The sequence below is a fragment of the Streptomyces sp. NPDC056144 genome, from assembly GCF_042264145.1.
Taxonomy (GTDB): Bacteria; Actinomycetota; Actinomycetes; order Streptomycetales; family Streptomycetaceae; genus Streptomyces.
Genome location: NZ_JBHJVF010000008.1, coordinates 180,023 through 202,687, shown reverse-complemented (window position 1 = coordinate 202,687; position 22,665 = coordinate 180,023). Strand labels below are relative to the sequence as shown.

The following is a 22,665-nucleotide window of genomic DNA, read 5'->3' as shown; positions in this document are numbered from 1 at the left end:
GGTGGTGCTAAGTGGTGCTGACCGGTGTTCAGGAAGCCTTGGCCTTCTCCTGCGCCGGCGCGGCCGGGGCGGGAGCGGGCTTGGCGGCCTCGTAGAACTCCTCGCGCGGCGTCTCCATGGCGCCGAGCGAGACGACCTCGCGCTTGAGGAACATGCCGAGGGTCCAGTCGGCGAAGACGCGGATCTTGCGGTTGAAGGTCGGCATCGCCATGCCGTGGTAGCCACGGTGCATGTACCAGGCGAGACGGCCCTTGAGCTTGATCTTCACCTTGCCCATGACGATCATGGCGACGCCCTTGTGCAGACCGAGACCGGCCACCGCGCCCTTGTTGGCGTGGCTGTAGTCCTTCTGCGGGAAGCCGCGCATGCCGGCCACGACGTTGTCGCCGAGGACCTTGGCCTGACGCAGGGCGTGCTGGGCGTTCGGCGGGCACCAGGCGCGCTCGCGCGGGACGCCGGCCTTCATCGCGGCCAGGTCCGGGACCTGCGCGTTGTCGCCCGCGGCCCAGACGTGGTCCATGCCGTTGACCTGGAGCTTCTCGTTGCAGTCCACGTGGCCGCGGGGGCCGAGCGGCAGACCGAAGCGGGAGAGCGCCGGGTTCGGCTTCACACCGGCGGTCCAGACGATCGTGTTGGAGTCGACCTCGAGGCCGTTCTTCAGCACGACGTGGCCGTCGACGCACGAGTCCATGGAGGTCTCGAGGTAGATCTCGATGCCGCGGGACTCCAGGTGCTCCTTGCCGTACTGGCCGAGCTTGGGGCCCACCTCGGGGAGGATCTTGTCCGCGGCGTCGACGAGCACGAAGCGCATGTCCTCGCGGGACACGTTCGTGTAGTACTTCGCGGCGTCGCGGGCCATGTCCTCGACCTCGCCGATCGTCTCGGCGCCGGCGAAGCCACCGCCGACGAAGACGAAGGTCAGCGCCTTGCGGCGGACCTCCTCGTCGGTGGTCGAGTCGGCCTTGTCGAGCTGCTCGAGGACGTGGTTGCGCAGGCCGATGGCCTCCTCGATGCCCTTCATGCCGATGCCCTGCTCGGCGAGGCCGGGGATCGGGAAGGTGCGGGAGACCGCGCCCATCGAGATGACCAGGTAGTCGAACGGCAGCTCGTACGCCTCGCCGACGAGCGGCGCGATCGTGGCGACCTTGCGGTCCTGGTCGATGGTGGTGACCCGGCCGGTGAGCACCTCGGCTCCGCGGACGACGCGTCGCAGCGGGACGACGACGTGACGCGGCGAGATGCTGCCGGCGGCGGCTTCGGGCAGGAAGGGCTGGTAGGTCATGTACGACCGCGGGTCGACGACCGTGACGGTCGCTTCCGCGTAGCGCATCTTCTTGAGGATGCGCCGAGCTGCGTACAGGCCTACGTACCCGCCGCCTACTACGAGGATCCTGGGACGCTCCGTGGTGCTCATGGGATCGAGTATCCACCCCGTCCGAGGGGGGTGCTCGTGCGCCCCTTCACAAGCTCCGCGCACACCTCTGCTACACTCCGCCGCCCACGTGATCCAGGTCATGGTCCCGCAAAGGAACCGAGGTGCGGTCGCGAACGTTGTTCACCCCTCGTGGCCTGGCCTGGAGAGCCCTCCGTAACCCCCGGAGGCCAGGTGCGTTCACACGATGGAAACAGCGAGCGAAGTGGGCCCGGAGCCTGCGAAAGGGCCCCGAGGCGCCCCCCGGAGGGCCTAAAGACCCTCCTCGAGCGCCATCAGGGCCCTTTTCCTTGTGAAGAACTTCACGAACCTTTCCCGGCGGGGTGCCGCCGGAGGGCTCGATAGGTGCCCACTATGCGACGGATAGGGCGATCCCATCGAGGATGTCGTGCTCGCTGACGACGACCTCGGAGGCGCCGACCCGCTCGACGATCTCGCGCAGGACGAGCGCACCGGCGATGATCACGTCCACCCGCCCGGGGTGGATGACCGGGATCGCGGCCCGCTCGTCGTGGGTGGAGGCGAGGAGCCGGTCGGCGACCTCGGCGACCTGGGCGGCGGAGATCCGGGCGTGGTGGATCTTCGTGGAGTCGTACTCCGTGAGCCCGAGCGCGATCGCGGCGACCGTGGTGACCGAGCCGGCGAGGCCGACGAGGGTCTCGGCCGAGGTGATCGGCACGGTCTCGGCGGCCAGGTCGAGGGCGGCCCGCACGTCGGCGCGGATCGCCTCCGCCTCCTCGGCGGTCGGCGGGTCGTGGCGGACGTGCCGCTCGGTGAGCCGGACGCAGCCGATGTCGACGGAGCGGGCCGCCTCGACGTGCCGGTTGCCGACGACGAACTCGGTCGAGCCGCCGCCGATGTCCACGACCAGGCGCAGGTCGTCGCCGTGCAGCTCGCCGGTGGCGCCGGTGAAGGAGAACTCGGCCTCCTGGTCGCCGGTGATGACCTCGGGCTCGACGCCCAGGATCTCCACGACCCCGTTCACGAACTCCTCGCGGTTCTCCGCGTCGCGCGAGGCGGAGGTGGCGACGAAGCGGAGCCGGTCGGTGCCGACGCCGAACTCCTCGATGACCTCGGCGTACGCGCGGCAGGCCGCGAAGGTGCGCTCCAGGGCCTCGGGGGCGAGCCGCCCGGTCTTGTCGACGCCCTGGCCGAGCCGGACGATCGTCATCCGGCGGTCCAGCTCGACGAGGTCGCCCGTCTTCGGGTCGAGGTCCGCCACGAGGAGGCGGATGGAGTTCGTACCGCAGTCGATTCCGGCGACTCGGGTCACTGCTCCTCGCCCTCCTTCTTCTCGCCGCACGGGGTCACGCACGCGCCCTTGGCCCACCACTCCGGCAGCATCGCGAGCGCCTCGTCGCCGAACGGGTTCACGCCCGGGCCCGCGACCAGCGAGTGGCCGACGAGGACGTGCAGGCACTTGACCCGGTCCGGCATGCCGCCGGCGCTCGGGAAGCCCTCCAGGACCTCGATCGCGTCACGGCGCGCGATGTAGTCCTCGTGCGCGGCGCGGTAGGCGGCGGCGAGCTCCGGGTCGGTGGCGAGCCGGGCCTGCATCTCCTTCATGACCCCGTTGGCCTCCAGCGTGCCGATGGCCGAGGCCGCCTTGGGGCACGTCAGGTAGTACGTGGTCGGGAAGGGGGTGCCGTCGGGGAGCCGGGGCGCCGTCTCGACGACGTCCGGCTGGCCGCACGGGCAGCGGTGCGCGATGGCGCGCAGGCCGCGCGGCGGGCGGCCGAGCTGGAGCTCGAAGGCCTCGATGTCCGTCGCGGTGGGCTCGGTGCGGTCGGTCTGCGGAGGGGGCGTTTCCATGTCTGCTGCCTGTCTGCCTTGCAAGGGTCTGTCGCGGAGGGGGTGCCGGGGAGGGCGGGGGGTCTCAGGGCCTGTCGGCCTTGTCGACGCCGTCCCAGAGGTTGTCGTACCAGGGGCGGTCCGCCGCCTCCTGGCCGGCGCGGGGCCGCTGCTCCGCGTCGGGGTCGTTCACGGTGAAGCCGGTCTCGCCGGGGAGCACGTAGTGCAGGTGTTCCCGGGCGAGGCGCCGGACGTAGGCCGGGTCCTGGAGGCGGGCCTTCTCGTCCTTCAGCTCCTCGACGCGCTGCGCGGTCTCGGCGGCCCTGCGTTCCTGGTCGGCGATCTCGCCCTGCTGGGAGACGTAGCTCCGCATCGGGTAGGCGAGCGCCACGACGAGGGAGCAGACGACGAGGGCGAGGAAGGCCGCGCGCCCGGTGAGCCGGGAGCGGCGGGCCTGCCGCCGGGTCTGCGAACGGTAGACACGGGCCGCGGTCTGCTCGCCGAGCAGTTTGATCCGGGTAGCGGTCGAGAACCGGTCCCGGTCCTTCACGGCCATGTCAGGTCGCCTCCCCTGTTCATACGTACGTCCCCGCACACGGTACGGGACCGAGTACGGGGACGTACGGAACTGCCTAGGGCTGTGTTCAGCCCTTGAAGCGCGGGAAGGCGCTGCGGCCGGCGTAGACCGCGGCGTCATCGAGGATCTCCTCGATGCGCAGGAGCTGGTTGTACTTGGCGACGCGGTCCGAGCGGGCCGGGGCGCCGGTCTTGATCTGGCCACAGTTCACGGCGACGGCGAGGTCGGCGATGGTGACGTCCTCGGTCTCGCCGGAGCGGTGGGACATCATGCACTTGAAGCCGTTGCGCTGGGCGAGCTCGACGGCGTCGAGGGTCTCGGTCAGCGAACCGATCTGGTTGACCTTGACCAGGAGGGCGTTCGCGGTGCCCTCCTCGATGCCGCGGGCCAGACGCTCCGGGTTGGTGACGAAGAGGTCGTCGCCGACGATCTGGACCTTGGCGCCCAGCTTGTCGGTGAGGACCTTCCAGCCCGCCCAGTCGTCCTCGAACAGCGGGTCCTCGATGGAGACCATCGGGTACGCGGCGACGAGCTCCTCGTAGTACTCGGTCATCTCGGCGGCCGAGCGGGACTTGCCCTCGAACTCGTACTTGCCGTCCTTGTAGAACTCGGACGCGGCGACGTCGAGCGCGAGCGCGACATCTGTGCCGGGGGCGTAGCCGGCCTCCTTGATGGCCTCGACGATGAGGTCGAGGGCGGCGCGGTTCGACTCGAGGTTCGGGGCGAAGCCGCCCTCGTCGCCGAGGCCGGTGGAGAGGCCCTTGCGCTTCAGCACGCTCTTGAGCGTGTGGTAGATCTCCGCACCCCAGCGAAGGGCCTCGGAGAAGGACTCCGCGCCGATCGGGGCGATCATGAACTCCTGGATGTCGACGTTGGAGTCGGCGTGCGACCCACCGTTGAGGATGTTCATCATCGGAACGGGCAGCAGGTGCGCGTTCGGGCCGCCCAGGTAGCGGAAGAGCGGGAGGTCGGACGCCTCGGAGGCGGCGTGCGCGACGGCGAGCGAGACGCCGAGGATGGCGTTCGCGCCGAGCGAGCCCTTGTTCTCGGTGGCGTCCAGGTCGAACATGGCCTGGTCGATCAGGCGCTGCTCGGTGGCGTCGTAGCCGACGAGCTCCGGGCCGATCTGCTCGATGACGGCGAGGACGGCCTTCTCGACACCCTTGCCGAGGTAGCGGTTCGGGTCACCGTCGCGGAGCTCGATGGCCTCGAAGGCACCGGTGGAGGCGCCGGACGGAACAGCAGCACGGCCGGTGCTGCCGTCGTCGAGGCCGACCTCGACCTCGACCGTGGGGTTGCCTCGGGAGTCCAGGATTTCCCGGGCTACGACGACGTCGATGGACGGCACGAGCATCTCCTTCTGGGATGTGACGCTGGATGTGACGCAAGGTCCGGTGCAGGGTCGCTTGGCCTTGCGACAAGAGCCTAACCGTCTCCGGGGCTCCGGCCAGCCGTGCGCCCGCCCCCTGGGACGAAAAAGGGCCCAAGGGTGGGCATGTCGGGACGAAGGACCCGAGAATTACTGGACAGTAATCGGCGAATGCCCCGGAAAAAGGAGAACCCCGGTCCGGCGCGCACGGGGGAAGGGCGCGCCGGACCGGGGTGGTCACCGCGGAGTCGTCGTCAGACTTACTTCAGGTGGAGCTGCTGACCCACGTAGATGAGGTCGGCGTTGTCGACGATGTCCTTGTTCAGGTCGAAGAGCTTGGCCCAGCCGCCCGTGACGCCCTGCGCCTGAGCGATCTTGCTGAGCGTGTCGCCGGCCTTGACCGTGTACTCGCCGTCGCCCTTCTTGACCGTCTGGCCGGTCGGGGTGGTGACGGTCTTCTTGGCGGAGGCCTTCGGCGCGGCGTACTGCTGCGTCGACTGCTTCGGGGCCTGGCGCTGCTCGCTGCGGGTGGTCGGCTGCTCGGCCGTGCGCTTCTTGGTGTAGCCGTTCGAGCTGCTGGAGCTGCTCGAAGAAGAGGAGGAGCTCTTCTTGGAGTAGGAGGAGGAGCCCGAGTTCGAGGACGAGCTGGAGGAGCTGGAAGAGCTGGAGGAGCTCGACGAGCCGCCGGAGTACGAGGCGCCGGAGAGACCCACGCCACAGCTCGGCCACGCGCCCTTGCCCTGGCTCGCGAGAACCTTCTCGGCGACGGCGATCTGCGCGGACTTCGACGCCTGGTTGGCGGTCGGGGCGTAGGCGGTGCCGCCGTACGCGGCCCAGGTGGACGGCGAGAACTGGAGGCCGCCGTAGTAGCCGTTGCCCGTGTTGATGGACCAGTTGCCACCGGACTCGCACGCGGCGACGCGGTCCCACTCGGAGGCGGTGGCGGCCGAGGCGGTGCCCGCGGTCATCAGCGGGGCGGCGACGGCGACGCCGGTCACGCCGACGAGAGCGGCGACCTGGGTGGCCTTGGAGGGACGACGGTGCTTGCCCTTGGCGGAAAACAGCATGGGGATTCTCCTCACCGACGCCTGTGAGGTGAGCTGTCGGGTTCGGGCCGGAAAGTTGCCCGGCCGCGTGTCCTTGCACGCGGCTTCACCCCAAGCCGTTCTCGGCCGTCTCTCAACGGCCGGGACCGGCACTTACCTTGGGTCCCCCACTCCTGCCTTCGGCGCTTGCGCGACGACTGTTCCCTCGACCGACGGCAGGATTCGGCGTTTCGGTCGACGGGGCCCGCGGTGGCGAGCGGTTACGACCATAGGCACAAGCCCGCCGGAAGCTCAAAGGGCGACATTGCGGAAAAATCGCCCCTACTTGCCCTCCGGCGGGGGGTGTTTGCGCAGGTGGGAGGTGACGGAAGCAAAGTTCGCGGTAGTGACACGCCAGTTGGGGTGAAGAGACCCATGTCTCACTTACCCAAATCCGGACATACAGCCGCGAACTACTCCCCCTTCGACTCCGAACCGACCGTCAGGTCGAGGCTCTGACCAGGAAGGATGTGGTCCGGATCGGCCCCCACCGTCCCGCGGTTGGCGTCGTAGAGGGCGTTCCAGCCGCCGGGGAGTTCGTTCTCCTGTGCAATCTCCGACAGGTTGTCACCCGGTCGCACCGTGTACGCGTCCGAAGCGCCCTGACTGTCCGTTGTGCCCGAATCCTTCGACGCGTCAGTCGCGGACCGCGCCACGTCCGCCGTGCCGGTCTTGTCCGTTGTGCCGGATTCCTCCGGGGCGGGTTCCCCCCGGTGCTTGCCGGTGCCGGGCGCGACCGACGCGGCGTCACCCGGAGACACGCCGGGCGATTCGGGCGTACCGGGCGTTACGGGCGTGGTGGGCGCCCCGGGGGCGACGGGCGTCACGGAGGCGTCGGGCGCGACCGGGGCGGTGGGCGTGCCGGGCGCGTCGGGGTCCGAGGGCTTCCCCGTGCCAGGAGTGCCGGGCGTGCCGGGCGTGGCAGGCGGGGTGGACGTGCCCGGGGTGACGGACGTCGCCGGGGAGTCCGGCGTGGCCGAGGCGTCGGGGGTGGCGGGCGTCACGGGCGTGACGGGGATCGCGGGGGCGACCGAGCGCTCCGGGGTCACCGGCGTACGGGAGCCCGCGCCCGACGGCGTACCGGCGGACGTACCGGTGGAGGGGGTGTCAGAAGGCGTCGCCGTGGCCGCCGACGGCGCCCCCGAGGTCCGGTTGGACTCCGCCACGGGCCCCGTGGACCTCTCCGCGGGCGTGGCCGGGCCCGGGTCGACCCCGGTGGCCTTGCCGTCCTTCTTCAGGCCCGCGATCGGCGCGCAGGTCGCCCAGTCCGTGCCGCCGGCGACGAACGCCTTGTCGGCGACCGCGATCTGCTGCGCGCGGCTGGCGAGGTCGGGGCTGGGCGCGTAGGCGAGGCCGCCGTTCCGCTCCCAGCTCTCCTGGGTGAACTGGAGACCGCCGTACATCCCGTTGCCGAAGTTCGCGCTCCACTGGCTGCCGGACTCGCACTCGGCGACCCGGTCCCAGGTGGCGGCGTCGGCGGCGGACGCGGAGCCGGTGGCGAGCAGCGGCAGCGCCATGGCGGACCCGGTCACGCCCGCGGCGACGACGAGGGCGGGGGCCTGACGGGGGCGGCGGTGTCGTCCGTTCCCGGAGCGCATAGGGAGGCCTTTCGCGTGACGGCTGAGGTTGCCGGGAAACGTAGCGGCATTCGAACGCTCGTCACAAGTCGGTGGAGCCCCGATCACGCGAAGATCACAGTTCTGACGAACCGTCAACTAGCCCAGTGTTTCACCCAATACGCCCAGAAGGGGAGAATTCCACCGGAAGCGTGCGCAATCCCCGCATGATGAGCCCGCCGCGCCACCGCAGTTCGTTCGGATCGGCGGCAAGTCGCAGGTCCGGCAGGCGAGTCAGCAGCGTCGCGAGCGCGGTCTGCCCCTCCAGGCGGGCGAGCGGCGCCCCCAGGCAGTAGTGGATCCCGTGCCCGTACCCCAGGTGCTGGCTGTCCCGCCGCGAGAGGTCGAGGACGTCCGGGTCCGTGAAGCGCTCCGGGTCGCGGTTCGCGGCGGCGAGGACGACGAGCACCGGGTCGCCCGCCGGGATCTCCTGCCCGCCGATGGTCAGCGCCCGCGTCGCGTACCGCCAGGTCGCCATCTCGACCGGGCCGTCGAACCGCAGCAGCTCCTCGACGCCCGTCTCCAGGAGCCCGGTCTCCCCCGCCGCGATCGAGGCCTGGAGCCGCTCGCGCTCCTCGGGGCGGCGCAGCAGCTGGTAGACGCCGTTGCCGATGAGGTTCACGGTCGTCTCGAAACCGGCGAAGAGGATGATGAAGGCCATGGCGGCGGCCTCGTTCTCCGTGAGGTGCTCGCCGTGGTCGGAGGCCTTGATGAGCCCCGAGATCAGGTCGTCGCCGGGCTCCTCCCGCTTGCGGTGGATCAGCTCCGCGAGATAGCCCCGCATCTTCTTCACCGACCGGGCGACCCCGCCGCGCGGCCCGCCGCCGTGCCGGATCATCATCCCGGCCCAGTCCCGGAAGTCGTCCTGGTCCTCGGGCGGCACACCCAGCAGGTCGCAGATCGCGTAGATGGGGAGCGGGAAGGCGAACTCGTGGATGAGGTCGGCGCTCCCCTTCTCCACGAAGGAGTCGATGAGCCGGTCGGTCAGCTCCTGCACGCGCGGCGCGAACTCCGCGACCCGGCGCGGGGTGAACGCCTTCGACACGAGCCGCCGCAGCCGGGTGTGGTCCGGCGGGTCGATGTTCAGCAGGTGGGTCATCAGCTCGGCCTTGCGCTCGCCGGGGATGCCCGTCTTCCCCTTGGCGTGCGGGGACTCGTCGTGGTGCGCCGGGTTCTTCGAGAGACGCTGGTCCGCCAGGGCCTGCCGGGCGTCCGCGTACCGCGTCACGAGCCAGGCCTCGACCCCGCTCGGCAGCTTCGTCCGGTGCACGGGGGCGTGCTCCCGCAGCCAGGCGTAGGCGGGATACGGATCGCTCGCGAACTCCCAGGTGAAGAGCTCGGGGGCGGGCGGCGGGACAGGCACGGTGCTCACCCGACGACCGTACCCGCGATCGGCGTGATCCCGCCGTGCCCTAGATTCTTGTCAGTGGACCCCCAGCTGCTCAGAAGTACGTTCGCGATCGTCGAGAGACGGGCCGAACACGCCGTCACGTTCTTCTACTCGCACCTCTTCTGGCACAACCCGGGAGTACGCGAGCTCTTCCCCGAGGACATGACCCCGCAGCGGGACCGGCTCTTCGCCGCGCTCACCCATGTGGTGACCCACCTGGAGGACCCCGCCCTCGCCGCCTACGCGGCCCACCTCGGCCGCGACCACCGCAAGTTCCTGGCCACCCCCGGCCTGTACGCCGCCGTCGGCGAGAGCCTCGTCGCCGCCTTCGCGCACGCGGCCGGCTCCGCCTGGACCGTCGAGGCGGAGAAGGCCTGGACCGAGGCGTACACCCACCTCTCCGAGCTGATGCTCGCGGGCGCCGACGAGGCCGCCGGGTCCGGGGAGCCCGCCTGGTGGGACGCGGACGTCGTCCGCCACGAGCGGTACGGCGACAGCCTCGCCCTCCTGACCCTGCGCCCCCGGCAGCCCCTCCCGTACGTCCCCGGGCAGTACGTCAGTGTCAGCTCGCTCCGGGTCCCCCGCGTCTGGCGCACGTACTCCCTCGCGAACGCGCCCCGCGCCGACGGCACCGTCGACCTCCACGTGAGCCGGATCCCCGGCGGCGCGATGAGCACCGCGCTCGTCGAGGACACCGGGCCCGGCGAGGTCCTGCGGCTCAGCTCCGCCGGCGGCGCGGTCACCGCCCGCACTCCCCCGGGCGGGCTGCGCACGTATATATGCGCCGGTACGGGCTGGGCACCGGTGAAGGCCCTCCTGGAGGAGGCCGCCGAGACCGAGCCCGAGATCGAAGGCCGGCTGTTCGTCGTGGCCCGCGCCAAGGAGCACCTGTACGCCCGTCCGGACGCCGAGGCCCTGAAGGAACGTCTCCCCGGCCTCCGGGTCGTCTACATCGCGGCGGCCCCCGGGCGCCGCCGCGACCAGGCGACCGAGCGGCTGCTCGCGGCCCTCGAAGCCTGCGAGCAGTGGCCCGCGCACGACGTCTACCTCGCCGGACCGCCCGGCTTCCTCACCGAGGTCGCCGAGTGCCTCGAAGGACTGGGCGTCGGCCCCGGACGGATCCACCACGACTCAGTGCCCTCCGTCGGCCGCTTCACCGTCCGGCCGAGCAGCGCCGCCGAACGCCTCCTCGGCCCCCCGCAGCTCCACTGGCACAACCCCGAGGCCCGCGCTCCTCGCGAGCACCCGGCGGACTACTGAACCAAGCACCGCCTCGTACGCGAGCCGCACGCGAGCCGCACGCGAAACCCGCGCGGAGCCCGTCAGCGCTCGGCGCCCGCCCCGGCCTCGGCCTCCGGCTCAGCCTCCGGTTCCGCCTCCGGCTCGGCCTCCGGTTCCACCTTGGCCTCCGCCCGCGTGCGCGACCGCCAGATCGCGAACCGGGCGAGTTCCGCCGCGGCCGCCACCGCGAGCACCGCGGACACGATCCGCGCCCACCCCGGGACACTGCCGCTCAGCGCCGCCCAGCCGAGGGCGAGCACCAACAGCGCCGTCACCCCGGGCGCCTCGGCGAAGGCGGGCTTCCGCCGTTCCTGGCTCATACGCCCTCCGCCGCCCTGATCGCGTCCCGGTACGCCCGGGCCGCCGCCCGCAGCGACGCCTCCGGGTCGGCACCCGCCGCGTCGGCGCGCGCCGCGAGGGCGAGGAGCTCGTACCCGACGCCCTCCCCCTCCGGGAGCTTCACGTCGAGCCCGGCCGCGCGGACCCGGCCCGCGAGCTTCGCGGCGAGCGCGAGCCCCGGCTGCCCGAGCGGCACCCCGTCGGTGACGGACTCGCGTCGCTTCTCGATCGCCTTGGTCCGCTGCCAGTGCGCGTGGACGTCCTCGGGCGTCTCGGCGACGGCGTCCCCGTAGACGTGCGGGTGGCGGCGGATCAGCTTCTCGACGAGCGCTCCGGCGACGTCGTCCACGGAGAACGGCTCCTCCGCGTGCTCCTCGGCGATCCGGGCGTGGAAGACGACCTGGAGGAGGACGTCCCCGAGCTCCTCGCGCAGCTCCTCCCGGTCCCCGTCCTCGATCGCCTCGACGAGCTCGTACGCCTCCTCGATGAGGTACTTGGCGAGTCCCTCGTGGGTCTGCTCCGAGGTCCACGGGCACTCGCGGCGCACCCGATCCATGACCTGCACGAGGTCGAGGAGCCGGGCGCCGGGCAGGTCGTACGAGCCGGGCAGCAGCTCCAGGTCCGGCATGGAGACCCGGCCGGAGCCGGCGAGCCGGGCGAGGCCGTCGGTGAGGGCCGCGTCGCCCTCGCCAGAGGGCAGCAGGACGACGGTCCGGCCCCCGGCGCAGGCCGCGACGAGCTCCTCGGCGGTCGGCCGCAGGTGCTCGACGGCGACCCCGGCCTCCGTCAGGTACGGCAGCTGCGGGTGGTGCGCGTCGGGGCAGAGCACCCGGTCGGCTCCGTGCAGTGCCTGCCACGCGGGCCAGGACAGCAGTCCGGGCGCCACGCGGTGGCTGGCGGTGAGCAGGATGATGCGGCCGGGGCTCTCGGAAGTCACCCCTCGAACTTACCCGGCCTCGCCCCCCGGCCGAAGCCGGTATCAGGCCCCCGCCGGGGAGGCGCCCTGGTCCTGGCTGATCTGCCGCAGCCACGGGCTGGTCGCGGTGGCCAGCTGGACCTGGGTGTCGTCCCAGGCGCCGAAGCGCGGGTTCACGTCGATGTCGAGGGACTTCGAGGCGGCGACGAACACGTCCGTCAGCTTCTTCTGGCCCTCGGGGGACTCGGTGATCCCCAGCTTCTCGGCGATCTTGTTCATGAGGACGTTCCGGCGGACGACCGCGTCGATCTGGTCCGGCGCGACGCCCTGCTCCTGGAGCAGCCCGGCCGCGAGCCGGTCCTCGCCGCCGCTCTGGCGGACGAAGGCCTCGCGGGTCTGCTGGAGCTCGGCGCGGGTCACGCCGACGCCGTTCTGCTCGGCGACGGCGGCGACGACCCGGTCGAAGATCAGCCCGTTGAGCTTGCGGCGGCTGAGGTCGCCGCTGGTCTGGAGCAGCTGGGCGGCCTGCGGCGAGGCCTGCTGCGCCTCGCGGGCCTCCTTGACCTGGGCCTGGAGCGTGGAGACCTCGATGCGTTCACCGCCGACGACGGCCGCCGCTCCTGGATGGGCGTCGCTCCCGCAGGCGGTGAGCAACGGGGCCGCGGCGAGGAGCGCGGCGGAGACGGAGAGAGCGATGCGGCGTTCGCGGCGGTGCACAGGAGCCTCCCGGGCGGGTCGTGCGTCAGTTGGACGACCTTGCGGTGATCGATGGTAGGGAGTCGCCGGGGCCGTAGCCACTACTTCGGAGCGACTGCTTCCCACAACGAGTCACCCGTCGCACGGGTACCGCCCGACTCGTCCTCGCTCTCGGCCCCCGCCTCGGTCTCTCCCACGAGGTAATGGGGCCGCCGCTTCACCTCGTAATAGATGCGCCCGACGTACTCGCCGATGAGCCCGACCATTACCATCTGGACGCCGGCGAGGGCGGTGACGGCGACGAGCAGGGTGACGTAGCCGGGCGTCTCGACGCCGTTGACCAGCGCGTCCCCGACGATCCAGGCCGCGTAGCCGGCGGCGAGGGCGACGAGGAGCAGGCCGAGGTAGACGGCGGCCCGCAGCGGCTTGTTGTTGAAGGAGAGGAGGCCGTCGAGCCCGTAGTTGAGGAGCTTGCCGAAGCTCCACTTCGACCGCCCCTGTTCGCGGACGGCGTTCTCGTACGAGAAGGTCGTCGTCCGGAAACCGACCCAGGCGAAGAGGCCCTTGGAGAAGCGGTTGTACTCGCCGAGGCCGAGGAGGGCGTCGACCGTGCGCCGGGAGAGCAGCCGGAAGTCGCCGACGCCGTCCACGAGTTCGACGTCGACGAGCCGGTTGATGGCCCGGTAGTAGAGGCGGGCGGTGAGGGTGCGGGTGACCCGGTCCCCCTCGCGGGTGCGGCGGGCGACGACCTGGTCGTACCCCTCGGCGTGCAGGGCGACCATGCGGTGGACGAGTTCCGGCGGGTGCTGGAGGTCGGCGTCCATGATCACGACGGCGTCGCCGACGGCGTGCCGGAGCCCGGCGAGCATGGCGGCCTCCTTGCCGAAGTTCCGGCTGAAGGAGACGTACCGGACGCGGCCGGGGTCGGCGGCGGCGAGCTCCCTCAGGAGCGGAAGCGTCCGGTCCCGGCTGCCGTCGTCCACGTACACGAGCTCGAACTCCCCGTCGAGACGGGAGAGTTCGTCGCTCACACGGGAGTGGAAGCGGGCGAGGACGTCGTCCTCGTTGAAGCACGGGACCACGATCGAGAGCAGCACCCGGCCCACGACACCGGGGCGCGGTGACCCGGCAGGTCCACGGGGATGGCGGGCAGGCGACCATTGCGTGAACGGGCCTGCCGGACAGGCCCTTTGCGGGGCGGTCGCTGCGATATTCGACCCGTCATGCCGAACAGCAGAGCCACGCACCTCCTCGCCCCCCTCCTGACCGTCCTCGCCGTCTGCGGCGGGGACGCCGTCGCCCGGGTCTTCCCCTTCGGGCCGCGGCGGCGGTCCGTCAACGACCTCGCCAACCAGTTCGTGCCCTTCCACGCGCACCTCTGGGACCTGCTGCGGGGCCGCGCCGACGGCGGGCCGCTGCTCGACTGGCAGGCGGGCTGGGGCACGAGCTTCCTGCCGGACTACGGCATCTACCTGTCCAGCCCCTTCGCGCCGCTCGTCGCGCTCTTCCCGCGCGCGGACATCGAGTACGCGGTGTACGCGATCACCGTCCTGAAGACGGCGGTCGCGGCGGCGGCGATGACGTTCCTGCTGCGGCGGACGGGCCCGGCGGGGGTGTGGTGGTGGGCGTCGGTGCTCGGCGCGGCGTACGCGCTGTGCGGGTGGTCGCTCGCGGAGGGCACGTACAACCCCATGTGGCTGGACGGCCTCGTCGCCTTCCCGCTCCTCTGCCTGGTGGGCGAGTGGGTACGGGAGGGAAGGCGGCCGCTCCTGGGACCGGTGGTGGTCGCCGTCTGCTGGGTCGCGAACTTCTACACGGCGTACATGGCGACGCTCGGCGCGGCGCTCGTGCTCGCGGTGCGCCTGGCTCCGGACTTCTCGTGGCGCACGGCCCTCCGGGCGGTGCTCCGGGCGGCGGTGACGACCGGCCTCGGGATCGGCCTCGCCGCCCCCGTCCTCCTCCCCGTCTTCCTCGGCTCGCGCCACGCCCACCCGGGCGTGGTCCGGGACTTCGACCCGGCGGCCGGTACGGACGTCCTGGCCCGGCTGCTCCCGGCGACGTACGGCTTCGCGACCCCGGCGGCCTTCGTGACCACGACGGTGCCGCTGCTGGCGGCGACGCTGCTGTTCCGGAAGGACGTACCGGGGAGGGAGCGGTGGGGGTGGCCCGCCCTGTGCGCGGCGGTGGCGCTCTCGCTCCAGTGGACCCCCACCCACCTCATCTGGCACGTCTTCGCGACGCCGAACGGCAGCCCGTACCGGCAGACCTTCGTCCTCGCCGGCGTCCTCGTCCTCACGGCGTGGACCGGCCTCGCGCACGGCCTCCCGGACCGGCGGGCGCTGCTCGGCGGGGTGGCGGTCGTCCTGGCGCTGACCGCCGGGGCGCTGCCGAGCCCGCTCCTCACCTCCTGGTCGCTGCTGCTCGCGGGCGCGGGCCTGGCGGCGGTGGCGGGGGCGCTCCTCCTCCCCCGCCGGGGCCGGTACGGGCTGCTCGCCGCGCTCCTCGTCACCGGGACCCTCCTCGGGCAGGCGGCGGCGACGGAGGCGTACGCGGACCGGGAACGGCTCGCCCGGCTCGACGACTACCCGCCGCTCGGCCCGGCGGAGCAGCGGCGGGCCGCCGCGCTGGCGGCGGCGGACGGCTGGCCGGAGTACCGCACGGACTCCGGGCTCCCCCGTTTCGCGGGCAACGACCCGCTCCTCCTCGGCGGCCAGGGCGCGGCCTACTACAGCAGCCACACCCCGGCGGTACTGACGGAGACGCTGACCGCGCTCGGCGGCGGCTGGACCTCACGGGGCCGGAACCTGCTGAGCCTCGACAACCCGGTGACGGACGCGCTGTTCGGGGTGGGGGCGCGGTGGCGGGACGGCACGGTGGTCCGCACGGACACGTACCTCCCCCTGGCGACGATCCGCCCACCCGGCCCACCCCCGACCTACGGCCCGTCCCCCTTCCGGAACCAGGAACTGCTCCTCGGAACACGGGTGTACGAGGCTCCGCACGCGGGCGCGTGCCGGACGGGCACGGAGGCCTACGTGTGGGCCCCGGACGCACGGGACCTCCAAGGCGGCCGCCCGAAGCGGAGCGCGGCGATGACGGCCTGGGGCGCCGGGCGCCCCCCGTCCGGAGAACTGGCCTGCCTGGACCGCGACCGTCTTCGCCGGGTGGTGGCGGCTCTTCGTTCCCGCGCGGCGACGGACATCCGCCCCACGGCGTCCGGCATCGAGGCGACGGTCCCGCCCACGGCGACCGGCACGGTGGTCTTCGCGACGCCGGCGATCACGGGCTGGGACTGCGGGAACCACCCGACCCTCTCGTACGGCGGCCTCCTGGCCGTCCCGGCGAGCGCGGGCCGGGTGGAGTGCGCCTTCCGCCCACCGGGCCTGACGGCGGGCCTGGCGATCGCGGCGGGCGCGGCCCTCCTCCTGCTCGCCCTCCTGCTCACCCCCGGACGACGGCCTCGGTGAAGGCCGCGCCGGTGGCGGGGAGGACGACGGCCTCCTCCCGGAACTCCGGAGGGAGGTGGCGCCGCTGCTCCTCGCGGAAGAGGAAGACGGGGCAGCCGGCGGGCACGATCACCGCGTCGAGCGTCTCGGCGACCCGGACGAGCACGTCGGTCGCGCCGCCGACCTGGAGGTGCGTGAAGCACACGGACATCAGGCCCTCGGGGCCTTCGGTGTCCGCGTAGACGTCCGCCGTGCTCCCGTCCGCCGCGCGGACACCGACGCAGCCCAGGCCGGGCTCGTACCCCACGGCGTCCGGCTCGATCACCTGGCGGAAGCGGCCGGCGTCCAGGGCGGCGAGCTCGCCGTCCACGAACCTGAAGACATAGACGTCCCAGCTCACCGCCGGCCGTCGCCCGCCGGGCCGAAGGTGTCGATGCCGAAGAAGGGCTCGCAGCCCTTGAGGCCCGTCACGGTCACCGGGGGGTGGGCTTCGGGGGTCCAGTCCTCGTGGTGGAGGCGGAGGCGGAGGGATTCGACGACCTGGCCGTCCAGGGCGTCGCGGGTGATGCCGTCGGGGCGGTAGCCGAGTTTGCGGGAGACGGCCAGGGGGGCGTGGTTGTCGGCGAAGGAGGCCGTGGTCGCCGCGACCGTGCCGAGTTCGGCGAAGGCCAGGTGCAGCATCGCGACGCGCATCTCGGTGCCGAGGCCCTTGCCCTGGTGGTCGCGGCCGAGCCAGGAGCCGGAGACGATCTCGCGGCGGAGGCCGAAGTCCACGGCCCGGACGTCCTGGATGCCGACGGGGCGGCCCTCGTGGAAGGCGACGAGGTTCAGTTCCCAGTGCTGCGGGGTCCACCGGCCGAGGCGGCTCCAGTGCAGCTGGACGACGTGCCGGGCCCGTTCGGCGGGCGGCAGGTCCGTCCACGGCATCAGGAACCGGCGGGCGCCGGGCTCGTCGATGCCCCGCGCGGCGACGTCGGCCACCTCGGCGAGCTCGTCCTCGGTGGGGAGGCGGAGCTCCAGGCGGGGGGACCGGACGCGGAGGGCCGCGAGCGGCCAGTGGTCGGTGATCATGGGGTGAGTCTGGCCTCCTCGCCCGGTCGCCGCACTCCTATTTGGCGTGGACCCGCAGCTCCCAGCGGACTTCCCCGTCCTCCACGACGTCCGTCGGCGTCAGGCCCGCCGCCCGGGCGACGGCGGCGGAGGCCGCGTGGTCGGGGTGGACGTGGGCCAGGACGGTACGGACGCCCCGGGCGGCCAGCAGGTCGACCAGGGCCTCGGCCGCCTCGCGGGCCAGTCCTCGGCCCTGCCAGGCCGTGCCGATCACCCAGGCGACCTCGGCCGTGGAACCGCCCTCGGTGACGGTCGCCTGGACCGTACCGGCGAGGCGGTCCTCGGCGCGGACCCGTACGACCCAGTTGCCCCACTCCACGGCCGGGTCGGGCGAGCCGGCCGTCAGCCGCTCGTAGCGGGCGCGGAGTTCGGGCGGGGTGAGCGGGGCCCCGCCGATGAAGGCGTGGAGGGCCGGGTCGGCGAGGACCTCCGCCATCTCCTGCGCGTGCGCCACGGCGAGGGGGACGAGGTCGAGGCGCTCGGTGCGGAGGACGGGGATCTCTGGCATCCCGCCACGATACGGGTACGCGAAAGGGCCGGAACTCCGTGGGTTCCGGCCCTCGTTCAGGGGTCGCGCTACTTCGCGGGGACCTCTTCGAGGCAGAGGACGAACTTCATCGACTCCAGCTGCTGCGCGAGCGCCGAGACGTCCTCGCCGCACTTGTTCACGTCGAAGGTGTCCTCGATGACCTTGACGACCTTGAAGGTGTCGGCCTTGCCGGCGCCGCAGTCGACGGTGGCGACCTCGGGGTCGTTGTCCGGGCCCGTGACCGTCACGCACTCGCCGGCCTCGGCGTGCACGGGGGCGTCGCCGGTCAGGTAGGGGAGGCCGAACTTCACGGCGACGGCGACGACGATCGCGACGAGGACGCCGACGACCTTCTTCAGGATCGCCTTCCCCTTCGAGGGAGCCGCGGGAGCCTCGGGGGTCTGGGCGGGCTGCTGCTCGGAGCTGAAGGGCGCGGGCGGCGTCGTCATGTGAGGTCCTTGAGAGAAGGCGCGGAAACGATCAGACGCGAACGTTACATGCACCAAAAACGACAAAAAGGATCACGAAGATCCACTTCTCGATCAGATGCCGAGTCGTGATCCTGTCGTTCCGTCAGAACCGCTGCCCCAGCTGCCGCTGGTGCTCCAGCGCCCTGCGCAACTCCGCCGGAAGCGGGTGATACGGGCCGTACGCCCGCTCCGCGTCGAACAGCAGCCGCTGGAGCTCCGCCTGGCCGGTCGCGTGCTCGCCCGTCGCCAGGTGCAGCAGTCCGACCCGGTGCCGGATGTCGAAGGCGCGCGCGGGGTCGGCGCCCTGCTCGTAGTACGGCAGGACCGCGAGGAAGGCCGTGAGCGCGGCGGCCGTCTCGCCGAGCTGCTCCAGACAGACCGCCGCGTCGTACCGGAACTGGAGCGACTGCGCGTCCGCCGGGCCCGCCTCCGCCTCGCGGTCCGCCGCGAGTCGGCGCAGTTCCGGCAGCGCGCGCCGGTACTGGCCGTCGTCCATCAGCGTCGACGCGAACTGTTTGCGCAGGATGCGGACCACCGGTGACCCCTCGCCGTGCTCGGCCGCCGCCGCGGGCAGGATGCCGCCGAGGACGTCCACCGCCCGGGTGACCGAGCCCTCCGCGAGCAGCCGCTTGACCTCGTCGACCGCGCCCGCGACGTCCGCCCTGCGGACGGGAGTCGCGGGGACGGGAGTCGCGGGAGCGGGGACGGGGACGGGCGCGGGGACGGGGGCGTACGCGGGTGCGGGGGCGTACGCGCGCGGGTCCGCCGGTGCGGACGGCTGCTGCGGCACCGCCGTCGGGGCCCGCTCCGGCCACGGCGCGTGCGGCCGCAGGAACGGACGGGTCGGGTCCATCGGGCCCGCCGGCGCACCGCGCGCGGGCAGCAGCGGGAGCAGGTGCTCGTACACCTCCTGCGCCCCGGAGGGCCGCGCGCGCGGGTCCTTCGCGAGCAGCCGCAGGACGAGCGCCTCCAGGGCCTCCGGCACCTCGGGCCGCGTCTGACGGATCGGCACGACCGGCTCGTACAGGTGCCGGTGGAGCACGCCGAGCGCGGTCGAGCCGGAGAACGGCACGTCCCCGCTGAGCAGCTCGTGGAGCAGGATCCCGAGCGCGTACAGGTCGGTGTACGGGCCGACGGCGCCGCCCATGGCCTGCTCGGGCGCCATGTACGCGGGGCTGCCGATGGGCGAACCGGTCTGGGTGAGGCGCGTGGTGTCCGTGTCGAGGACGGAGGCGACGCCGAGGTCGAGGACGGTGACCGTGCCGTCGGGGCGGATCATCACGTTCCGCGGCTTGAGGTCGCGGTGCACGATCGGCACGGCGTGGACGGCGGCGAGGACCGCGCAGAGCTGCGCGGCGACGCAGACGGCCCACTCCCAGGGGTACGGGGCGTTCTCGGCGAGGTGGTCGGCGAGGTCGGCGCCCTGCACGTACTGCATGACGAGGTAGAGGTCCTCGCCGTCGCTGCCCGCGTCGTGGACGGTCACCAGGCCCGGATGGTCGACCTGTGCGGTGACCCGGCACTCGCGCACGAACCGGCGGCGCAGCTCGCCGGCGGCGGTCGCGGGCCCGGTCATGGCGGCGGGCCTGAGCAGCTTCACGGCGACCCGGCGGTCGAGCCGCCCGTCGTACGCCGTCCAGACCTGGCCCATGCCGCCCTGGCCGACGAGGGCGGAGAGCTCGTAACGCCCGCCGATGACCCGACCGTTCACCTGCCGCCGTCGCCTTCCCGGCCGTCCTTGCGGAGGAGGTCGCTGAGCTCGTCGAGCTCGGCGCGGACCTGGTCGATGCGGGGTGCCGCGGAGGACGGCTGGGGCGTGGGCTGGGGCGGCTGGGGCGGGGCGCCGAGGTACGGGTTCGGGGCGGCCGCCCCGGCCGACGGGACCGTCACGGCGGTGCCGCCGGCCCCGTACGCGTACCCCGTCGGCCGGTACGGCTGCGGCGGCACCGACAGCGCGCGGACGCGGTCGAAGTGCCGGATCTCGCCGACCAGGTAGTACGTGACGGAGCCCGCGCCGAGGGCGAGGATCGCGCCGACCCCGAGGAAGCCCTCCAGGTCGCTCACCTCCTCCTGGTCGCTGCCCGTGACCCCCATGTACACGAACAGGGCGAGCGAGGCGACGACGGCGAGGCCGAAGAGCCACCAGTCCCGCGCCCTGCGCGTGAGCACCGCGAGCCGGAGCAGGGGCGCCCCGGCGAGGAAGCCGCAGCTGAGCAGCGGGAGCGCGACGAACAGCACGCGCAGCGCGATCAGCCCACCGGAGGCGGAGGTGGGCTGCGGCGGCGGCTGCGGGGCCTGGCTGGGGCCGTACATCTCGGCTGCTCCTGCTCGAACGGGGCGATGTGCGTCGGCACGTCGGTGGCGATGTCGAGCGTATACACCGTCACCGACATCGGATCCCGGTTGAACTGAACCGTTATGGCTCCCCCAGGGCCCTAGGGCGCCACCGTGCCGTTGGCCAGGCCGTCGTGGAGGCCCTGCACGAGCTGCTCGCCGAGCCGGGAGGCCAGGCGCAGTGTCTCCTCGAACTCGGCGAGGGCCTTGAACCGCTCGCCGAAGCGGCGCTGTTCGCGCAGCGGGAGGCGGGGCAGCTGGAGCCGCCGTACGTCGAGTCGGGTGGCGGTGGAGGCGTAGCTGCTGGCCTGCCGGGTGTTGGCGGTGGCGCGCAGGAACCCGGCGAGGAACCAGGGGTCGAGCGCGGCCGGGTCGGGGCGCAGGAGCTGGAGGTTGCGGCCGAGGGCCGCGCCCGCGGCCGAGGCGTCGACGACCCGGACGGCCGCTCCGCCGCCGAGGACGGGGACGACGACGTCTCCGGCGGCGAGGAGGACGGGCGGCTCGGGCGGGCCGTCGGGGAGGGTGCCGGAGGGCGGCCGGTCGCCGAGGACGTCGTGGTCGGTGAGGACCCGGACGGGCGCGCCGGCGGGGGCCGTGCCCGCACCGCCCGCGTGGAGGGTGAGGGCGCCCGCGCGCGCGAGTTCGCCGACGGTGGTCGTGCCCGCGCTGGCGAGTCCGCCGGTGAACTCGCCGGTGGGGGCGGTGCCGGGGTCGTTCACGGGCGGCGGGGTCAGCGCGCGCGTGCGGTGCAGGGTCTCGGCGAGGCGCTCGCGGACCCCGGCGAGCTGGGTGACGCCCTCGGCGGTGGCGGAGGGCGGGAGGTGGCGGGCGGGGGCGAGGTCGACGTCGTCGTCGAGGAGCTCGATGACGGGGACGGAGCGGCTCCGGCCGGGGGTCGCGGCGAGGGTCCCGTCCCGGTCGAAGGCCGTCCAGGCGTCGAGTGCGGCGGTGTGCACGGCCGGCCAGTCGAGCCGGTCGCGGCCGCCCTGCTCGGGGTGGTCGGCGCGGTCGTACGCGGTGTCGACGAGGAGCAGTTCGGCGGCGGCGCGGTCGCCGGGGACGGGTCGGCGCAGCACCCAGAGGTGGAGCGGGATGCCGTACGGGGGCGCGGCGCCGGCCGGGAGGGCGACGACCGCGCGGAGGGCGCCCCTGCGGAGCAGGTCGGCGCGGATGCGGCGGCCGGAGCGGCGGGAGGCGGCGGCGGGGGGCATGAGGAGGACGGCGGTGCCGCCGGGGCGGAGGCGGGCCAGGGCGTGCTGCACCCAGGCGAGTTCGGACTCCGTGCGGGCCGGGAAGCCGTACTCCCAGCGCGGGTCGTAGGCCAGCTCGTCGTGGCCCCAGTTGCGTTCGTTGAACGGCGGGTGGCAGAGGACGGCGTCGGCGGCGAGCGTGGGGAAGGCGTCGGCGCGCAGGCTGTCGCCGAAGCGGACGCGGATGTCGGCGTCCGTCGCGAGGGCCAGGCGGAGGGCGGTGAGCGCGGCGAGGTCGTGGTCGGCGTCCTGGCCGCAGATCGCGCCGGGCCGCTCGACGGCGCTGAGCAGGCCGCCGGTGCCGGAGGCGGGGTCGAGGACGGTGAGGGGTCCGGCTCCGCCACCGGCCGTGGCGAGGGCGGCCATGAGGGCGGCGGGGCCGGGCGGGGTCAGCGTGTACTGCCGGGGGTTGGCGTCGAGGTGACGGCCGAGCAGGAACTCGAAGGCCGGGCGGACCCCGCCCTGCTCGGCGGCGAGCTCGGCGGCCCCGCGCATGAGGGGGACGGAGGGGACCAGTTCGGCGGCCGCGGGGGTGCGGACGGCCCGCACGGGGCCGAGGCGCTGGGTCAGGATCTCGTCGAGGGCGACCGGGAGGATCTCCTGGAGCCGCGCGTCGGGGAGCGCGGCGAGCGACGGCCAGGACGCCGACCTGTCCCGTACGAGGAGGAGCGCGCAGCCCGCGTGGACGAGGGCGGTGACGGCGCCGGCCGGGTGGCCCGCGATCTGCTGCCAGAGGCGCTCGCGGAGCGGGACCTCGGCCAGTTTGCCCTGGTCGCGAAGCCACCGCTCGACCTCGGCGAGGGAGAAGGAGGGGCTGGTCTCCGTACCGCCGACGGGCTTGGGGAAGTCGGGGTGGCGGCGGCGCCAGTTGCTGACGGCGGCACGGCCGACTCCCGCGAGCCGGGCGATCCCGGCGGCGGTCACCTCGGCGGCCGATCCTGCTGCGCTCTCGCTCTCCGGCACCCGACTCATCTCCCCTGGCTCTGACGCGCACGCCCGCGTGTGACATCGATCTTACCGATGAACACCGGCCG

General features: G+C 73.1%; 21 protein-coding genes and 1 riboswitch. Of the genes, 2 read left to right on the top strand and 19 right to left on the bottom strand.

Annotation, left to right across the window (positions count from 1 at the left end; genetic code table 11):
• Positions 1–28: 28 nt before the first annotated feature.
• From ACFC0Z_RS24635 to ACFC0Z_RS24600, 8 genes are all read right to left on the bottom strand, one after another.
• Positions 29–1,414 carry an NAD(P)/FAD-dependent oxidoreductase gene (locus ACFC0Z_RS24635; protein ID WP_376441796.1) on the bottom strand — a complete coding sequence of 462 codons (1,386 nt, stop codon included), beginning with the start codon at positions 1,412–1,414 and terminating at the stop codon, positions 29–31.
• Positions 1,415–1,784: 370 nt separating this feature from the next.
• Positions 1,785–2,705, bottom strand: a complete 921-nt coding sequence (locus ACFC0Z_RS24630) for an exopolyphosphatase (protein ID WP_376441794.1) — start codon at positions 2,703–2,705, stop codon at positions 1,785–1,787.
• Positions 2,702–3,244: a DUF501 domain-containing protein gene (locus ACFC0Z_RS24625; RefSeq protein ID WP_376441791.1), complete on the bottom strand. Its 543-nt coding sequence runs from the start codon at positions 3,242–3,244 to the stop codon at positions 2,702–2,704. The genes ACFC0Z_RS24630 and ACFC0Z_RS24625 overlap by 4 nt, the downstream gene beginning before the upstream one ends.
• Before the next feature lie 64 nt (positions 3,245–3,308).
• The gene (locus tag ACFC0Z_RS24620; RefSeq protein ID WP_376441789.1) at positions 3,309–3,779 is read right to left on the bottom strand and encodes a septum formation initiator family protein; all 471 of its coding nucleotides are present in this window, start codon (positions 3,777–3,779) and stop codon (positions 3,309–3,311) included.
• 88 nt (positions 3,780–3,867) lie between these two features.
• Positions 3,868–5,154, bottom strand: coding sequence for a phosphopyruvate hydratase (gene eno / locus ACFC0Z_RS24615; protein WP_376441787.1), 1,287 nt, complete (start codon positions 5,152–5,154; stop codon positions 3,868–3,870).
• 275 nt (positions 5,155–5,429) lie between these two features.
• Positions 5,430–6,236 carry a transglycosylase family protein gene (locus tag ACFC0Z_RS24610; RefSeq protein WP_376441784.1) on the bottom strand — a complete coding sequence of 269 codons (807 nt, stop codon included), beginning with the start codon at positions 6,234–6,236 and terminating at the stop codon, positions 5,430–5,432.
• A 3-nt stretch (positions 6,237–6,239) separates the two neighbouring features.
• A riboswitch (cyclic di-AMP (ydaO/yuaA leader) is annotated at positions 6,240–6,410 on the bottom strand.
• A gap of 257 nt (positions 6,411–6,667) precedes the next feature.
• Positions 6,668–7,852 (bottom strand): transglycosylase family protein, encoded by a 1,185-nt coding sequence (locus ACFC0Z_RS24605; protein ID WP_376441781.1) that lies wholly within the window; start codon positions 7,850–7,852, stop codon positions 6,668–6,670.
• 130 nt (positions 7,853–7,982) lie between these two features.
• Entirely contained in the window at positions 7,983–9,242 is a 1,260-nt protein-coding gene (locus ACFC0Z_RS24600; RefSeq protein WP_376441779.1) for a cytochrome P450, read from the bottom strand.
• 54 nt (positions 9,243–9,296) lie between these two features.
• Between ACFC0Z_RS24600 and ACFC0Z_RS24595 the strand changes: the two genes are divergently transcribed.
• The gene (locus ACFC0Z_RS24595) at positions 9,297–10,520 is read left to right on the top strand and encodes a globin domain-containing protein (RefSeq protein WP_376441776.1); all 1,224 of its coding nucleotides are present in this window, start codon (positions 9,297–9,299) and stop codon (positions 10,518–10,520) included.
• 62 nt (positions 10,521–10,582) lie between these two features.
• Here ACFC0Z_RS24595 and ACFC0Z_RS24590 read toward each other — a convergent pair whose 3' ends face one another.
• The 4 genes from ACFC0Z_RS24590 to ACFC0Z_RS24575 form a co-directional block, all read right to left on the bottom strand.
• On the bottom strand, positions 10,583–10,861 hold the full coding sequence (locus tag ACFC0Z_RS24590; RefSeq protein ID WP_376441773.1) for a hypothetical protein: 279 nt from the start codon (positions 10,859–10,861) through the stop codon (positions 10,583–10,585).
• The gene (locus tag ACFC0Z_RS24585; RefSeq protein ID WP_376441770.1) at positions 10,858–11,817 is read right to left on the bottom strand and encodes a nucleoside triphosphate pyrophosphohydrolase; all 960 of its coding nucleotides are present in this window, start codon (positions 11,815–11,817) and stop codon (positions 10,858–10,860) included. The genes ACFC0Z_RS24590 and ACFC0Z_RS24585 overlap by 4 nt, the downstream gene beginning before the upstream one ends.
• Before the next feature lie 42 nt (positions 11,818–11,859).
• Positions 11,860–12,513 (bottom strand): SurA N-terminal domain-containing protein, encoded by a 654-nt coding sequence (locus ACFC0Z_RS24580; protein ID WP_376441768.1) that lies wholly within the window; start codon positions 12,511–12,513, stop codon positions 11,860–11,862.
• Positions 12,514–12,593: 80 nt separating this feature from the next.
• Positions 12,594–13,589 carry a glycosyltransferase family 2 protein gene (locus tag ACFC0Z_RS24575; protein ID WP_376441765.1) on the bottom strand — a complete coding sequence of 332 codons (996 nt, stop codon included), beginning with the start codon at positions 13,587–13,589 and terminating at the stop codon, positions 12,594–12,596.
• Positions 13,590–13,715: 126 nt separating this feature from the next.
• On the opposite strand from ACFC0Z_RS24575, the gene ACFC0Z_RS24570 reads away from it, so the two are divergent.
• Positions 13,716–15,959: a YfhO family protein gene (locus ACFC0Z_RS24570; protein WP_376441762.1), complete on the top strand. Its 2,244-nt coding sequence runs from the start codon at positions 13,716–13,718 to the stop codon at positions 15,957–15,959.
• On the opposite strand, the gene ACFC0Z_RS24565 is transcribed toward ACFC0Z_RS24570, so the two are convergent.
• The 7 genes from ACFC0Z_RS24565 to ACFC0Z_RS24535 form a co-directional block, all read right to left on the bottom strand.
• Positions 15,934–16,338 (bottom strand): hypothetical protein, encoded by a 405-nt coding sequence (locus ACFC0Z_RS24565; protein WP_376441760.1) that lies wholly within the window; start codon positions 16,336–16,338, stop codon positions 15,934–15,936. The two genes, ACFC0Z_RS24570 and ACFC0Z_RS24565, sit on opposite strands and share 26 nt — an antisense overlap.
• On the bottom strand, positions 16,335–17,009 hold the full coding sequence (locus ACFC0Z_RS24560; protein ID WP_376441757.1) for a GNAT family N-acetyltransferase: 675 nt from the start codon (positions 17,007–17,009) through the stop codon (positions 16,335–16,337). Before ACFC0Z_RS24560 ends, ACFC0Z_RS24565 begins: the two co-directional genes overlap by 4 nt.
• A 37-nt stretch (positions 17,010–17,046) precedes the next feature.
• Positions 17,047–17,556 (bottom strand): GNAT family N-acetyltransferase, encoded by a 510-nt coding sequence (locus ACFC0Z_RS24555; RefSeq protein WP_376441754.1) that lies wholly within the window; start codon positions 17,554–17,556, stop codon positions 17,047–17,049.
• A 68-nt stretch (positions 17,557–17,624) separates the two neighbouring features.
• On the bottom strand, positions 17,625–18,026 hold the full coding sequence (locus tag ACFC0Z_RS24550) for a hypothetical protein (protein WP_376441751.1): 402 nt from the start codon (positions 18,024–18,026) through the stop codon (positions 17,625–17,627).
• A gap of 124 nt (positions 18,027–18,150) precedes the next feature.
• Positions 18,151–19,758, bottom strand: a complete 1,608-nt coding sequence (locus ACFC0Z_RS24545; protein ID WP_376441749.1) for a serine/threonine-protein kinase — start codon at positions 19,756–19,758, stop codon at positions 18,151–18,153.
• Positions 19,755–20,360, bottom strand: coding sequence for a hypothetical protein (locus tag ACFC0Z_RS24540; RefSeq protein ID WP_376441746.1), 606 nt, complete (start codon positions 20,358–20,360; stop codon positions 19,755–19,757). The genes ACFC0Z_RS24545 and ACFC0Z_RS24540 overlap by 4 nt, the downstream gene beginning before the upstream one ends.
• 122 nt (positions 20,361–20,482) lie before the next feature.
• Complete coding sequence (locus ACFC0Z_RS24535; protein WP_376441971.1) at positions 20,483–22,555, bottom strand: N-6 DNA methylase; 2,073 nt, start codon at positions 22,553–22,555, stop codon at positions 20,483–20,485.
• Between the last annotated feature and the right edge of the window lie 110 nt (positions 22,556–22,665).